Below are 15,273 nucleotides of genomic sequence, written 5' to 3' on the forward strand. Positions count from 1 at the left end.
GAATCAGGGAAGGTAACAAAGCAAAAAAGTTTGACTGCCTGGATGGTCGGCAGTCAAACTTTTTAATGTTAGTTAATAAGAAGCAATTTTCCAGTCATGCCTGTAAAGTCAGCATGAGTCAAGGCGTTGTTTCATTAAAAACTGTAACGCAAACCAAGCTGGAACTGGTAAGGGTTTCCGGATGGTGTAACCACACCGGCGGTGTTTACGCGATAAACAAATTTCTGATTGGCTTTGTCAAATCCAGCAACAGCAGGAGTTGTTCCGGAAGCCGGGATGCCCAGTGCGTAAAGCGCCTGACTGCCCAATGATTCGTTCGTTCCCCATTCCTTGTTCAACAAGTTACCAACATTAAATATATCCGCTGACAGCTCGATGCCGTGGCTTCCCGCGATCTTGATGCGCTTGGTAACCCGTAAGTCAAAAACGCCGTAAAAGCCGTTAATCCCACCGTTACGCTCGGCCATTTTTCCTGAATATTTGGTGATATAATCTTTCACGCTCTGGCTGGCAAGCGGATTATCCAAAATCGCCTGCAATCCTTTTCTAACGTTCTCAGGCACACTTGGATCGTTTTTATCAAATACAAAAGCAAGGTCATTTTGTCCTGCTACGAAATCCGCGTTGCTGTTAGCTCCCGACAACAATGTATATCTCGTTCCGCCCAGTCCTGAATAGCGAACGCCTACATTAACTCCCCAGAAAGATGGCAAAGAACCGTAGAACACAATTTTATGACGGAAATGGTTATCCGAATAACTCATCTGGCTCAAATCGCGGGGATCGTCTTTTACAGGAAGTGAAAGCGTTGCCGTATTTGCTACGTTACCATTGTACGATGTATTGTCTTTCGTATCGTTGTAAGTGTAGCTCATCGTGATTTCCCCATCCCTGAAATATTGGTAAGTTGCATCGGCTACGAAAGCAAATGTGTTCACTTTGCCCTGGCTGTTCAATTCCAGCACGCGACCAAATTTGGTGCTCTTGCGACCTTGAAGCCAATCTCCTGCTCCATTTGCAGGCATGCTAGCCAATGGCACGAACACGCCGCGGTTGTCTTCATTTGCCAGACGGAAAAATGGTTCGTCAGCCATGTTCCTGTCTACATAAAAGTAGTTGTTGCGACCCAGCGTCATATAACCGGCAACGCCAACTCTTAACTTATCCGTAAAATAATGGCTGTAAGAAGCATTGGCCTTATACATTACGGGCACACGTGCATCGGCGCCATTTGTATTGATCGTTGGCAACTGGAAAGCAGCCAGACTTGGGATGCTTGCATAATCGTTGCGGTAAGCGGCGAAATCTGGCGTAGGAATATTCGGGGCGCGAACGTCCACAGTGGCCAGGTGTTTTCCGTCAAATGTAAGGTTGTTGATCAACACATAATTGTTGATGTCGGAAGCAAAAATACCACCGCCCACGCGGATAATGTCGGTATGTTTTTCATTCACGTCCCAAGTAAATTGCAGACGCGGCTGCACCACGAATGATTTCAGTCTGTGGTCGGTGCGGATTTGCAACTCATCAAACAAGGTCTGATTCAAGGGTGAAGTCGGGTAATGTGCGTAATCAAGGCGCAACCCGGCAACCATGTCAAGACCGACCGCCAATTTTGTTTTCATCTGGCCATAAATTCCAGCATTCATGATGTTGCCATTTACAGACCAGTCATCCATCAACGGCACTTCGCGGTAATAACGATAAGGCTGTAATGCTTCGAATTTATCCAAAGCCGTCTTGCCAGCCGCTGCGTCTACTGTGTAATGGAACCTGCCGTTTACCTCGCTGCCGTAAGTGGAATGCGAACGCGTGTACATCAAGTCAATGCCGAATGTGTATTCAACTTTGTCGGTGTTGTAATACAGGTTATCAACCAATTGAATCACATTATTGGTAAATCCTTCCTGCGCAAAACGGTGGCCTCCCATCTGAATGTTGGTCGACTTCGACGTTCCATCGCTCAAAGTTGAAGTTACGTTCTCAACAATGGCTCTTGGAATGTTCGAAGACGGAAGCTGATCGCCCGGGCTGCTTTTTTGATGCGTATACAAATGCTGCACTTTCAACTCATTGGTCAAGCGCGTGTTAATCGACGAACGCAGTGACGCGAGCAAGCTGTTGTCAACATTGTAGTCGTTTCCGGTTGATTCATAAATGTTGATAGACGTGTTATCCTGCAAGCCAAGCTTGTTTCTGTCGTTTGTATAGTTGTCGCGGATCGTCAAAAGGTTTTTTCCATTGATCTGCCAATCGGCTCTTGCAAAAACGGCATCGGACCCGCGGGATTTATCAAATGTTCCATACTGAGGCGTGTTGGCAACGCCATATTTGGAGCGCGCAATGTCAACATAACGGTCCAAAGTTGTTCTCGTAACATTAAACCTGTTTTCGTCCGCAGGCGTAACAATGTCAGCAATAACAAATGGACGTGTGTCCTGCTGGTGATCCCACGCAACGAAAAAGTGCAGTTTGTCCTTGATAATCGGTCCGCCCAAAGAGAACCCGAACTGATTGGTTGAGAAAGTCGTGTTCAACTTATTTCCACGAATGTCGTAAGGACTTGATAACCAATTGGCTCTGCTGTAATTGAATGCGCTTCCGCTCAGTTTGTTAGTCCCTGACTTTGTTACCGCACTCACGGTTCCTCCGCCGCTGCGGCCATAAGTCACGTCATATTGGTTGGTAACCACCTGGAATTCACGAACAGCCTCGATAGAAATCGAATAAGGCGCTCCGCTCCTGCTTGTGGTTGAACCCGCAGAAGTCGGGTTTTTAGCATTCATCCCGTCAATGGTGTAATTGGTAGACGATCCCAGCTGACCCGAAATGTTACCGCCTTTGCTCAGTGGCGAAAGGTCCATTAGCGAAGTAAAATTCCGGCCATTTACAGGCAAACGCGTAATGTCTTTGGCTGAAATGGCTGTGGATGCACCAATGTTTTCAATTTTGTTTTTGATCCCGGAAGCCACAACCTGAACAACTTCAAGTGTCTGATCCGTCTCTTTCATGGTCATTTTGACCTTGATCGCGTCTCCCTGGTGAAGAATGTAACCCGTTTGCTTCTGCTCTCCGAAGCCTACGAAGGAAGCAATAATGGTGTAAGGACCGCCCAAAGGCAATTCTTTGAATGCATATTCGCCTTTTGCATTGGTGGAAGTCCCCGTTGTAAAACCCGTAGACTCGTTTTTCACCTGCACATTGGCGCCAGGCAATTCCATGTTTTTGTCGTCAGCAATAGTCCCTGAGATCGACGCCTGCGTCGTTTGGGCGAGCGCATCATTGCATACGCAAGCTCCAAAGATGGCAAAAAGAAGAAATAATAGTAGAAATCGTTTCAGCATTATGATAGTGGTTTTTTAAAATAAAGCTGCAAAAGTCGACCATTTTCCATCGATCAGGATTAAGACATTGTTAACATATTGTAAAGAGATTGATTCAACGGGACATGGGTTTTGTGTCAAAGATCCCCGATTCTGTGTCAAAGGTGCGCCGTGGGTCCGCCATACATTTGCAGTGTATTAAACATCAAAACATCATGTCAAAAACTATTTTAATAACCGGTGCATCTCGTGGCTTTGGCAAACTTTGGGCAAAAGCACTTTTAGAACGTGGCGACAAAGTTGCTGCAACTGCCAGAAACATTGAAGACCTGAACGACCTCGTTCAAACATATGGTGATGCCGTCCTGCCGATCAGGCTGGATGTGAATGACAGGGAAGCCGTTTTTACAGCAGTAAACCATGCGAACAAACATTTTGGCCGGATCGACGTGCTGATCAACAATGCAGGTTTTGGCTTGTTCGGTGCCATTGAAGAAACAACGGAACAGCAGGCACGGGCGCAAATGGAAACCAACTTTTTTGGCTTGCTTTGGGTAACGCAGGCCATTATCCCGATCATGAGAGAACAGGGAAGCGGGCACATTATTCAGGTTTCGAGCTTCCTGGGACTGGTTACGCTTCCGGTTTTGGGAATTTACAATGCGTCCAAATATGCGGTTAATGGTCTGAGCGAGACGCTTGCGAGCGAAGTAAAAAGCTTCGGCATCAAAGTGAGCTTGATCGAACCCAACGGTTTTTCAACAGACTGGTCGGGTGCGTCGGCGGTGCAAACAGAGCCCAACGAAGTTTATGCTCCTATTAAGCAAGCATTTGCCGAAGGCGCGACGCCGGATAGCTGGGGCAAACCGGAAGCGACTACAAATGCAGTTTTGCAATTGATCGACGCCGAAAATCCTCCGCTTCACTTTTTGTTGGGAAAAATTGCATATCCCGGCGTAAAACAAGTTTACAGCGAACGGCTGGCTGAATTTGAAGCCTGGAAAGAGGTTTCCACGGAAGCACACGGTCATTGAATTAAATAAAACAACTGTAACACAATCTGCAAACTAATTGACGCAGATTGTGTTACGTATATACGATGAAACATTACAAAAAGCTAAGCGAATTGCACAGGGACAATGGCTTTCCGCCTAATGAAAATCCCTTGTTCAGCATTTATCAATGCAATGGCGCGTGTTCAATCGGCGCGGAGGCTTTTACGAGCGATTTTTATATGATTGGATTTAAAAAATTAAAATCCGGCGTCATTCGCTATGGCCGCACCAAATACGACCATGATAGCGGTTCAATGATGTTTGTCAAACCGCGACAGATCATTGAGATGCGGAACCTGCATTTGGAGGAAGATGGCTTTCTGATGTTTATTCACGAAGACTTTTTGAATGGTCACAATCTGCATAACGAAATCAAAAAATACCATTATTTCGATTATGAAACCAATGAGGCTTTGCACGTTTCTGCAAAAGAAGAAACGACGATCTGGGAGCTTTACAGGAAAATCGAAAACGAATATCAGAACAACCAAGACGAATTCAGCCGCGAGATCATTTTAGCCAATGTGGACACGATGCTGAAATATGCGCAGCGGTTTTACAGAAGACAGTTCATTAACCGTTCTGAAATTTCAGGTAAAACTGTCAGCAAGTTTATCGAGGAGATGGACAAATATGTTGCAAGCGGGTTTCTGACGATCAAAGGACTTCCATCTGTGCATTATATGGCTGAAAAGCTGGCGATCTCAGCCGGATATTTGACCGACGTTTTGAAACAGGAAAGCGGAAAAACGGCGCTGGAACACATTCACATTTATCTGATTTCGGAAGCCAAAAACCGCCTCATGTCAGAAGACAGCACCGTCTCAGAAATTGCTTACACACTGGGTTTCGAAAACCTGTCTTATTTTTCGAGACTTTTCAAGAAAGAAGTTGGCGTCACGCCTGTTTTTTTCAAAAAACAAAGTCTTAACTAATTAACCTAATAAAAACAATGAGCCCGCTCCTGTGGAACCGGCTCATTGTTTTTATTGAATTACTTGGTAAGCTGCTTGTCTTGTTTTAAGGTTTTTTCATCATTTTTGGTCACGTCCTTCATCATGGTAAAGTGGTCGCCGATCTTTCCGTCTGAACAGATCCATTTCAGATCCAACCTGTTTCCTTCCACTTCCAGCATGACCGCGCCGCCCACTTCATTGTTAGAATAATACATCGCATTGTGCGGCCAGGTTTCCTTATGCCCGCCCAGCGCACCCGCCGACCCGCTCACAACGTAGACAGTGCCATTGGTGTTGCTTTTGCTTTTCAAATATGGAGCCGAATTTTTGCTGCCGTCATATAATGCTGTGGATGAGCTCAATTCATATTTTTTAGCATCGAAATCCGCTTCTTTTCCGTAATATCCTTTGATCAATTTGGTGCGCTCATACACGTGGCTGTGTCCGCAAATGATCAGGTCCACGCCGCCATCTTCAAGGGTTTTGATAAAATTCTCCCTGATTTTCACCAACAACGATTCCTTGTCCGAATCGTGCGAGCCCATGGTGTAAGGAGGATGGTGCCAGTAAGCAACGACCCATTTTTTGTTTTGATTTGCCGCCAGATCTTTCTTCACCCATTCCACCTGCTCGCCCATTTCGTCATAAATGTGCGTTCCTTTTTTATCCGGACCATAAGAGTCGAGCGCAAGAAAGTGAATGTTGGCAATGTCGTACGAATAATACGATTCGGTGTTGGAAGCGACTCCCCCAGCCTCTCCCTGGGTTGGAAGCGAGAAGTTTTGATAATAGGCAATTTTGTTCTGATCATTGGCAGGCGACGAGTTGAAATCGTGGTAATCGTGATTTCCGGGCACCGGATACAAGGGATATTTTTTCAGCAGATTGTCTTTGTAAAGGTTAAAGAACTTGGCCTGAAATTCCGCATCCGTGCCGTCAGAATAGGCATTATCGCCCATTAAGATCCACGCATTCAGATATTTATCACCCAAATAGTTGATCACCTGATCCCGCACTGATCTTTGGTTGATTGAGTTATTCCCGCAGTCGCCAAAGCCGGCGATGCGCACCAGTTGCTCGCTGCCCGTTTCAGGGAATGTATAAAAATAATTTTCCTCGTCGCCCTGCAAAGTCGTGTCCGCCAGGTTACCCACGGTGTAAAAGTATTTTGTGGATGGTTTGAGGTCTTTCAATGTGACAATGTGTTCGTTAACCAGCGTCGAGTCGTCTGCGCGCATGTCCAGATTATCACTTGTCAAACCATATTTCACGCGGCTGCGGTCATACACATTGGTTCTCCAGCGAACGGTCATGCTCGTTGGCGTGGCCATTTGCAGATATGGGCCGCGCAGCAAATCTGCCTGGATTCCCATTAAAGGGCCTTTTTTCTTGGCAACGGGTTTTGCAGCAGGCTGCGTTTCCTGCGCAAGCGACAGCAATGGAAGGAGTAATGCAAAAAGTAAAGCTTTAACTGTTTTCATGTTTGATTAATTTGAGAAATTCTGATTTTCAGGTTTTGAATCGGTTAAGGATTCGAGGAATAAAATAATGTCTTCGGATTCACGCTCCGTTAAATTCAATGCGTTTGCAGATAAGGTCTGATCTTCGACGGGCAGTTTGAGGCCTTTCCCGCCGCCTTTGTTATAAAAATCAATGACTTTGGCCAATGTTTTCAATGACCCGTTATGCATATAGGGCGCCGTTTTGGCTGCATTGCGGACGGTTGGCGTTTTGAATGCGCCTTTGTAATAACGCATTTTATACAGATCAAAACGGCCTAAATCTGCGTCTAATTCGGGTTTTTCAAAATCATCATGAACCGGAACACCGAGCACTTCCACTTCCGAAATGTCAAAAAGCGGAGGCAGCAATGAGTTGAAAAAGGGTGGAAAATGACAGGTTCCGCATTGCGCTTTGCCCATAAATAGATTAAAGCCACTAACCTGGCGGTCCGTTAATGCCGTCTGATCACCAGCGACATACTGATCAAATGGTGAATCCATTGTACCAAGCTGTTTTACAAAAGCGGCCAGCGCCTCGGAAGCCTCGCTGATTCCCAGATCCTGCACATTTTTGCCGGGAAACGAAGTGTTGATCAGCTTTTTATACTCTTCTTTTTGCAGCACATTCCCGTTTAATTCGGCCGCATTCCCGTTCATTTCCAATGGATTGAGAAATACGTTATGGATCTGATCTTGCAGGTTTGCCACACGTCCGTCCCAGAATTGCGAATGTTGCCAGACTGCATACATGAGCGTCGGCGTGTTGCGCCTCAACACGGAATCGCGCACCAGCGACGGGCTTTTTTGTAGCTGATCTGCAAAATAATTCCCGGGTTGGTGGCAAGTTGCACAGCTCGTGGAAGCATTGCCGGAAAGTGATTTGTCGAAAAACAATGTTCTTCCCAGATCCACCAACGCTTTTTTCTGAACTGAATCCGTTCCGTGATCATCCCAGTTTTTCAGCGCATTTCTACTGTAAATGTGAGGAGCTTCATAGTTCAGATATGGTGTTGTATTGATCACCAATCCAAGTTTGGAAACGAAGTCGCCAAATTCCTTTTGAATCGGCAAGGCAAACCTGGTCAGGAATTGCATTCTGTCAAATGAATCAAAATCCTGATGAGCATTTAAGTAGATCTCTGAACCGGAAAGCAGTTTTTCAAGCGGCTTGCCAAGTTCTGGATTTGCATTGAAATAAGGTTTCAAAACATTCTGCAAGGCATTCGTTGCTTCCAAAGTTTCAGTTATTCCACTTTTCAGCATCGGCGCATCATAACCTGAAATGTACAATGTGGTAATGCGGATCAGCTCAATGCGAACACTTTCCAGTATCTGCGCATCGTTTATTTTAATGCCAAAAAGCAATGCATGCATGTCCTTTGCGGAAGTTAACATGGCCTCCGATTGCACCAGCAAATCACTTTTTCCTGCAAGCACATCATCTTCAAAAAGCAGGGCTTCAATCTGCTGCAAACCCATGGGCTCAACCAATTCCAATGTCGGTTCTTCCACTTCAAACTTGGGCGCACCATTGTAAAAGCGCGTCTCACTTGGGAAAAAATAGGAAGTAAAAAACGCAATGCGCTTGTAACTCCGACGGCAGTCTTTCAACGCTTTCCGGGCCGTCAGCACAGACGCAGAATCTGCATTTATGCCATCAATCGCTACATATAGTTGTTCATTTGTTTTAATAAAATCATCTACACCAGTCTTAAAACTCCGCAATGTATGATCAACGCCGATAGATGAATCGCCCGGCCCGCTAACCTTCAACGAAAGGAATGCGAAGCCCAAAACGGCGATGATTACGGCGATAGTTTTTTTCATGCTTAACTTAAAGTCAACTCAGGGTAATGCCTTGACGACATTACCCTGTTCGATAATCAATATAAATTATATTTCAAACCAACTGTCGCCGTTGCACCTGTGTAAAGCGAAGAGTAAGTGTACTCCGGTTTATACTGGTAACGGCGCTGATCCTGGTTCAAAAGGTTGTTTGCGGTCACGTAAAGCGACAATTTTGGTGTAATAAAGTAGTTCACGCTTGCGTCCAGGTAATGTGCCTTATCGTAATAAACATCTCCTTTGGCATCTGTTCCCAGAATGGTTACAAAGTCGGAAGTGTTGTTATATGACAAACGCACATTGAATTTTTTCACTTCATAAGCGAGTGACAAGTTCAAAATGTCCTTCGCGGTTCCTGGCAATTTCGGCTCGCCTTTTTTCACAAAAATGAAATTGTGCGTATAATTTGAGTACAATGTCAGGTTGTTAAGTGGCCTTGGCAAGAACGACAAACCTTGTTGAAAAGAGAATTCCATGCCCAGAATGTTGGCAGTTCCGCCATTGCCCGGACGTGTCCGTTCCAGGTTTCCATTGCTTGCCTTCAACTTGTCGTAATCCGTTTTGTAAGAAGCAACGGTTGCAGGGTTAGCGCCCTGTTCCAGAAGGGATTCAGGCGATTCTGCAACATTGATAACCTCACTGAACGGCACCAGATCTCTTGACGTAATCCTGTAATTCGTAATGTTTTTGAAATACACACCTGCTGAAACAAGGCCCGTATTGCCCGTGTACAACTCTCCCAAAAGATCGAAATTGTTAGAAAGCGTGGGTTTAATGTCCGGGTTACCCTGGCTGATCACTTTGTCGCGCACGTTCACGCTGACGTAGGGCGAAATGTCTTTGTAATTGGGACGTGAAATGGTGCTCGTATAAGCGAACCGGTAAACCTGGTTTTTTGTCGGTGCATATCTGGCAAGGAATGCAGGCATGAAGTTCAGGAATTCCGATTTCGTAGATTGTTTGGCAGGAATGAAATCCGCCCTAACATTGTAATTGTAACCTTCATATTTCACCGAGCTATGCTCAACCCTACCGCCCAAGATAAGCGAAAGCTTGTCTCCGAAGTTTTGCGTTGACATGATATAACCTGCCGAAATCGCCTCATCACCATAGTAATTATTTCCCAAAACATCCTGATAAACGCGGTTCAGCATGAAGTCTTCGGTGTCTCCGTAATAACTTTTGTTGAGGTTGGAAACCCATTCAGATGAGCCTGCATTGCCGACATTGTAATCAGATTCAATGTTGAGCGTTTTGCTGATGTTGGTTGAATTGTTCGCAAATCCAGACCAGAATGGCGCCCAGCCCACGTAATCCGCAACTTTTGGATTTTTGCCGGCGGCTAGTTCAGCATCATATTTGGCGCGCAATGCAGGATCAATCTGCGGGGTCCATCTAACGCGTCTGGTCGTTTCGTTTGTCAATGTCAACCCACGGTATTTCCCACCAAATTTCAGGATGTTACTAAATTTCCCTTCCACCAACGGAACAGAGATATCAACCTGCGCCAGATATTGATTCGTGCTGGCGCGTCTGTCGGTGCCTGTGAAGTTGTCCATATACCAGGTGTCGGCCGAATCGGCACGATACGAAGGCTTATCCTTTAAGTTTTCAAGAATGTTTTCGATCTCAAATCCATTGTTTGCTTTGATAAATCGTGGATTGGTATAATCCATTTGCACGCTTTTCTCATTCTCACTTTCAAGTTCCAGCTCGATCACATCGGGACGGTCGGTAACGTTTTTCAGATAAGAGCCTTTCCAGTTTACCTTCACTTTTCCCAAAATATGCTCGCCTTCCAATCCAAAATTGATGATTTTCTGTACAATCTGGCTTCCGTTTCTGTTATTTAAACCGCCTTCAATGTGGCGTTCCAGTTCTGGCTGGTAAACCGGATGTTTCGGATCGTTCTCCATATTGAGGTAAGGAACGCCGGCGACGTCATCAATGTAATCATTGTTCGCATCCGTGATTTTCCGGTTTCCCTCCCAGCCCGCAGCACGCTGCCAGTTTTTCGGGTAACCTGCACCAATATCATCCACTTTTAGGGTTGAAATTTTGCGCCAGTCGTTGTATTTGTTGTAAATCCCAGTGAAAGTTAGCGTGTTCTTTGCATTGAGTTTGTAATCAATGCCCACCGTGTAACTCTGTCTGATCCGTTCCAGATTGTTTTGCACCATGTTCAGAAAGCGCGGCATAAAATAGGTTTTCTGATCCACCCATTTCACATCTTCCCAGGTTGTCTGATGATCATCCGAGCCCAGAAACTGCCGATAATAAGAAACAGAGGCCATTACACCCAGTTTTTTATCTTTCAAAAAGCGATCACCAAAAACCACATTGGCATTGTAAGCAGGTTTTTGCACAATGTCGCTGTAACCCGTTCCCGCAGTGACAGAAAGCAACCTGGCAAAAGGCGCTTTTCTGGTCACCAGATTTACTACACCACCAATCGCATCGCCGTCCATATCCGGCGTGATCGCTTTGGTAACCTCAACAGACTGAACCATATCCGCAGGAATTGCGCTGATCCCAACCGCACGATTTTCGCCCGTTCCGGCAATGCTTGATCCGTTAATGTTGATCGTACTTTTAGATGGGTCCGTTCCCCTGATGCTCACCAGCGAAGCCTCGCCCTGATCCAGCTGCACGTAAATTCCCGGCACGCGTTTCAGTGCGTCACCAATGTTAGGGTCAGGAAAACGCCCAACCTGATCGGCGGAAATGACATTCACGATCCGGTCCGAATTCTTTTGCTGGTTCAATGCTTTCAGCGTGGCGCTACGGTTTCCTGTCACGACCACAGCTTGCAGGTTGTTGTCTGCAAGGTTCAGCTTGAAGTTCGTTTTTACGTTTTGTCCGGCAATGGTTACGGCTTGCTTCGAAATTTCGTAGCCAATGTAAGTCACCGTCAAATTGTAAGCGCCATTGGGCACGTCGATGAGCGTGTAATTTCCATTCTGATCGGAAACGGTTCCGCGGGACAACTCTTCAATTTTCACAGTTGCGCCCGGCAAGCTCAGGTTATTGTCGTCGATGATGCGCCCGGTTATCAGACTTTGCGAGAAGCCTACGGACGGAATTGCAAATAATAGGAGCAGTAGTAAGATTTTTTTCATGCGATTTTTTTTAAATCAATTCGATGGTGAGAGACTCAGTTTTTGCCTGGCCATATAAAGGTCACCATGAAAAATCAGGAAGCTAATGATCGGATGTTGCAAAACGTCGACAAGCGTTCAATGTGCGTTAACAGATCGTCTACATCGTAAAAAAATAAAGATTAATAGACTGAAAATCAATGTGTTGATCCCTTCACTCGCTGCCATTATCTTTGTGTTAACAGATGCGTAAACTGTTAACATTAGGCTCGAAAAAGGAGAATTTCAGAGGTTATGCACAAATTGTTGCAGGCTGGCGTCTTCCTGTAATTGGAGTTTTTTGCGCAAGCGATAACGCGTTGTACGCAAGCTGGTTTGCGAAACGGCAAGCATTGTTGCGATGTCTGCGGAATTGAGGTTCATTTTTAAAAGGGACAAAAAACGAATGTCCGTTGCGGTCAGCGCCGCAGAATATTTCATTACTTTTTCTGAAAAATCTTTGTGGACATGCTCAAAAACGATCCGGAAATCTTCCCAGTTTTTGTCCTGATTGCTGTTAACGTCTATGAACTCAACGAGCTGTTTCAGCTCCCGCCGCTGATCGCGTTTGTCGTCTTTGACAATGGTTGCAAGTTTGGTTTTGAGTTCATCGAGCAATTCATTCTTTTTGATCATGTTCAATGTCAAACTGGTCAGTTCTTTGCTTCGCAGTTCCAATTCTGCCTTCAAACCTTCCTGATGCAAATGCTTGTTATGCAATTCCAGCTCCATCGCCTGCTGGCGCGTTTCATATAAAGCCTTGCTGTTTTTGATTTTCAAACGCTGTCGGCTTAGCAAACTGATTCCTAAAAACGTCGCCAACAAACTGATGATCAATACTGAAATCGTTAATATCTGGCTAATGCGATTTTTATCTTCAAGCTGCTGAATCTCATTGTCTTTACGCTGAACGTCGAAAACAGTCTGCAACAGGTTCAATCGCTGCTCACTATCCGTGTTATAGCTTTTGGAATATGCAATTCGTGATTTCTCGCTGTAAAAATACGCACTGTCAAATTGGCCCAGCTGCTCAAAAGTTTTGGCCAGGTCGCGGTGTGCGCTGCTAAGCTGTCGGTTATCGTGCAGTCGGGCGGCTAATAATTCGGCTTTTTTGCTGTATATCAATGCTTGCTGATAATTGCCGATCTTGCGATAAGTGTCACCAATGTTGTTGAGCACTGCGGCCAGTTCAATGTTCGCCGACAACTCGCCGATGATTTTTTGTGCTTGCAAAAAGTATTTTAACGCAATCTGGAATTTGCCCTGATCTTCATAAATGCTCCCGATGCTCGAGTAAGTGTATGCGATCTGACTTTTGTCGTTCAGCTTTTTGAACTCCGTCAATGCGAGTTCCTGATAAATGTAGGAGCTGTCATAAGCGCCTTTTTGCTCAAAAACCTGGCCAATGTAACCGTAAGATTCCGCGATTCCCTTGTGATAGCGCTTGGTTTTAAACAAGGTCAGCGCCTCCCGGAAATTACTGAGCGCCGTTTCGTTCCGCTTATTTTTGAAGTAAATTCTGCCAATCCGGTTCAGGTTGTTTCCAAGATCGACGGGATTTTTATTTTTGGAAAAATAGGGATCAGCTTTATGATAATAGGAAAGTGCCTGGGAAAGCGCGCCTTCTTCAAACAAAATATCGCCAATCTGCTGGTAACACAAGGCCGCCTTATCGAAATCCTTTTTCTTCAATGCATTGTCAAGCGATCGCCTGATTTTTCTGTAAACAGAATCCGGCTCAGATGGGCTGCTAAGGCTTATTTTATTCGCCGATTCCGCTTGTGTGTGCAATGTGGGCATGAGCAGCAATGCCAAAACCAAGCGGAGAGACAAACGGATAATTTTGGGAACATGCAACAACAAACTAGGCTTCATTGACACGGAAAACTTGGAAAACCTACCAAGGTAATGCGCCTATGTTACCTCATCTTTACGGGATCATTAATTTACAGGCTTGCTGCAATTCCTTGTCACGTCACCTTTGCGAAATTGCCCCGGCAGAATAGTAAAGTTCCGCAACTGCTTTCTGATATCCGGCCACAAGCTCCGCCTGTTTAATCTTCATATCGATCAATTTGCTTTCGCGGCTATTGATCAGGAACAGCGTGCTTTCGCCGAGTTCAAATTTGGCGAGCTCTCCACTGAGCAGGATCTGCTGATTTTCAATGCTTTGTGTTTGAATGGCGAGCTGCGATTCATATGCGAGCAATGTGTTGTATGCGCTCAGGATTTTTGTATTGATCTCCCGGCCGGTTTGCTGCACATCGTATTTTAATGACATTTGCTTCACTTTTATTTCCTGCAATTTTCCACGTTGCGCCCTGAGAAACAGCGGAAAGGAAAAGTCTACGCCCATTTTGTAATTGTTCCATTGCAAGTCGTAATATTCCGGAACGTAGGAGCCGAAATCCGTGCGGCTGGTGATCAATGATGCGCTGACACTGAGCTTGGGTTTCAACATTTCCCGCCTGTAATTTCTTTCCAGTTGAAGTTGTAAACCCTTGTTTTTCAAGGCCATCAGCTCCGGGTGTGTGCTGGCTGCATTGCCCAGCAATGTTTCAAGTTGATTCCGGTAAACGGCCGTGACAGCTGGCTCGGTGGTTTGCGGCACAATGCTGTCGGGCAGTTCGAGCGGTTCCTGCTGTTGGTTCCAAAGGTGGTTTGACATAACGAGGCGCGCATTGTTCAGCTCCACTTTGATCTTGGCAAGCTGCAAGCTCCTTTCCTGAAATGTAATGGCTGCTTCTACGGAATCTATTGCGGGCTTATCTCCGAGCAAAGCCTGATTTTTGACTGCCAAAAATCTTGTATATGCCAGATCCGCGCCATCACGGATCAATGCATATTGCCGGTGAGCATAAAACCAGTTCCAGTAATCCTTGACAGCATCAAACCAAACCTTGTTAATCTGCTTAATCTTCTCAGCCTCTGCGTAGTCGACCATCACTCTGGCTTGTCTCAATGTATTTCTCCTCGCATCGATCAACAAGCCTTGTCCGATGGGAATATTCAGACCAAGTCCTGCCAGTCCGGGCGTGCTGGTCCGCGTTTCAGGATTCGTGTAAGTCCCGACGAAGCGATCATAACCGATCTTCAAATCCGCTCCTGCAAGCCACAATGGCACTTTTAATTCATTAGACCAATTGTTATAATATTCCGTGTTGCCAAATGTTTTTCTGGCAAACTGACTTTTCAATGCTGGATCAAAATCACCCCAAGCCTGCTGGACCTTCGCCCTCGCCTCTTCGCTCAAAAGTCCCGCCTGTTTGACAATGGGATGATGCATGAGCACAATTTCCTCCAAATCTTTCAGGGCAAAAATGCGGGCATTGGTGTTAATTGTGTCGCTTTGCGCATGGCCGGTTGAGAGGCCGACAACGATTAGAAACAGCAAAGCGAGCATTTGTCTAATTTTCCTTAAAAGCTTCATTATTAGTATTATATCATCACTTTTA

General features: G+C 45.5%; 8 protein-coding genes. 2 read left to right on the plus strand and 6 right to left on the minus strand.

Annotated features, from left to right (window positions below; all coding sequences use genetic code 11):
- Positions 1-134 precede the first annotated feature (134 nt).
- Entirely contained in the window at positions 135-3,344 is a 3,210-nt protein-coding gene (locus LZG73_RS06985; RefSeq protein WP_255697029.1) for a carboxypeptidase regulatory-like domain-containing protein, read from the minus strand.
- A gap of 194 nt (positions 3,345-3,538) precedes the next feature.
- On the opposite strand from LZG73_RS06985, the gene LZG73_RS06990 reads away from it, so the two are divergent.
- A complete protein-coding gene (locus LZG73_RS06990) occupies positions 3,539-4,357 on the plus strand; it encodes an SDR family NAD(P)-dependent oxidoreductase (protein WP_233847137.1) in 819 nt (272 codons plus the stop codon).
- Between the two features lie 65 nt (positions 4,358-4,422).
- On the plus strand, positions 4,423-5,313 hold the full coding sequence (locus LZG73_RS06995) for an AraC family transcriptional regulator (RefSeq protein ID WP_233847139.1): 891 nt from the start codon (positions 4,423-4,425) through the stop codon (positions 5,311-5,313).
- Between the two features lie 59 nt (positions 5,314-5,372).
- Here the strand turns inward: LZG73_RS06995 and LZG73_RS07000 are convergent, their stop codons facing one another.
- The 5 genes from LZG73_RS07000 to LZG73_RS07020 form a co-directional block, all read right to left on the minus strand.
- Positions 5,373-6,815, minus strand: a complete 1,443-nt coding sequence (locus LZG73_RS07000) for a metallophosphoesterase family protein (RefSeq protein ID WP_233847140.1) — start codon at positions 6,813-6,815, stop codon at positions 5,373-5,375.
- 6 nt (positions 6,816-6,821) lie between these two features.
- Positions 6,822-8,663, minus strand: coding sequence for a cytochrome-c peroxidase (locus LZG73_RS07005; RefSeq protein WP_233847141.1), 1,842 nt, complete (start codon positions 8,661-8,663; stop codon positions 6,822-6,824).
- 56 nt (positions 8,664-8,719) lie between these two features.
- A complete protein-coding gene (locus LZG73_RS07010) occupies positions 8,720-11,800 on the minus strand; it encodes a TonB-dependent receptor (RefSeq protein WP_233847142.1) in 3,081 nt (1,026 codons plus the stop codon).
- 264 nt (positions 11,801-12,064) lie between these two features.
- Complete coding sequence (locus LZG73_RS07015) at positions 12,065-13,693, minus strand: tetratricopeptide repeat protein (protein ID WP_233847143.1); 1,629 nt, start codon at positions 13,691-13,693, stop codon at positions 12,065-12,067.
- 100 nt (positions 13,694-13,793) lie between these two features.
- Complete coding sequence (locus tag LZG73_RS07020; protein WP_233847144.1) at positions 13,794-15,248, minus strand: TolC family protein; 1,455 nt, start codon at positions 15,246-15,248, stop codon at positions 13,794-13,796.
- Positions 15,249-15,273 lie beyond the last annotated feature (25 nt).

The sequence above is a fragment of the Dyadobacter sp. CY326 genome, from assembly GCF_021390515.1.
Lineage (GTDB): Bacteria > Bacteroidota > Bacteroidia > Cytophagales > Spirosomataceae > Dyadobacter.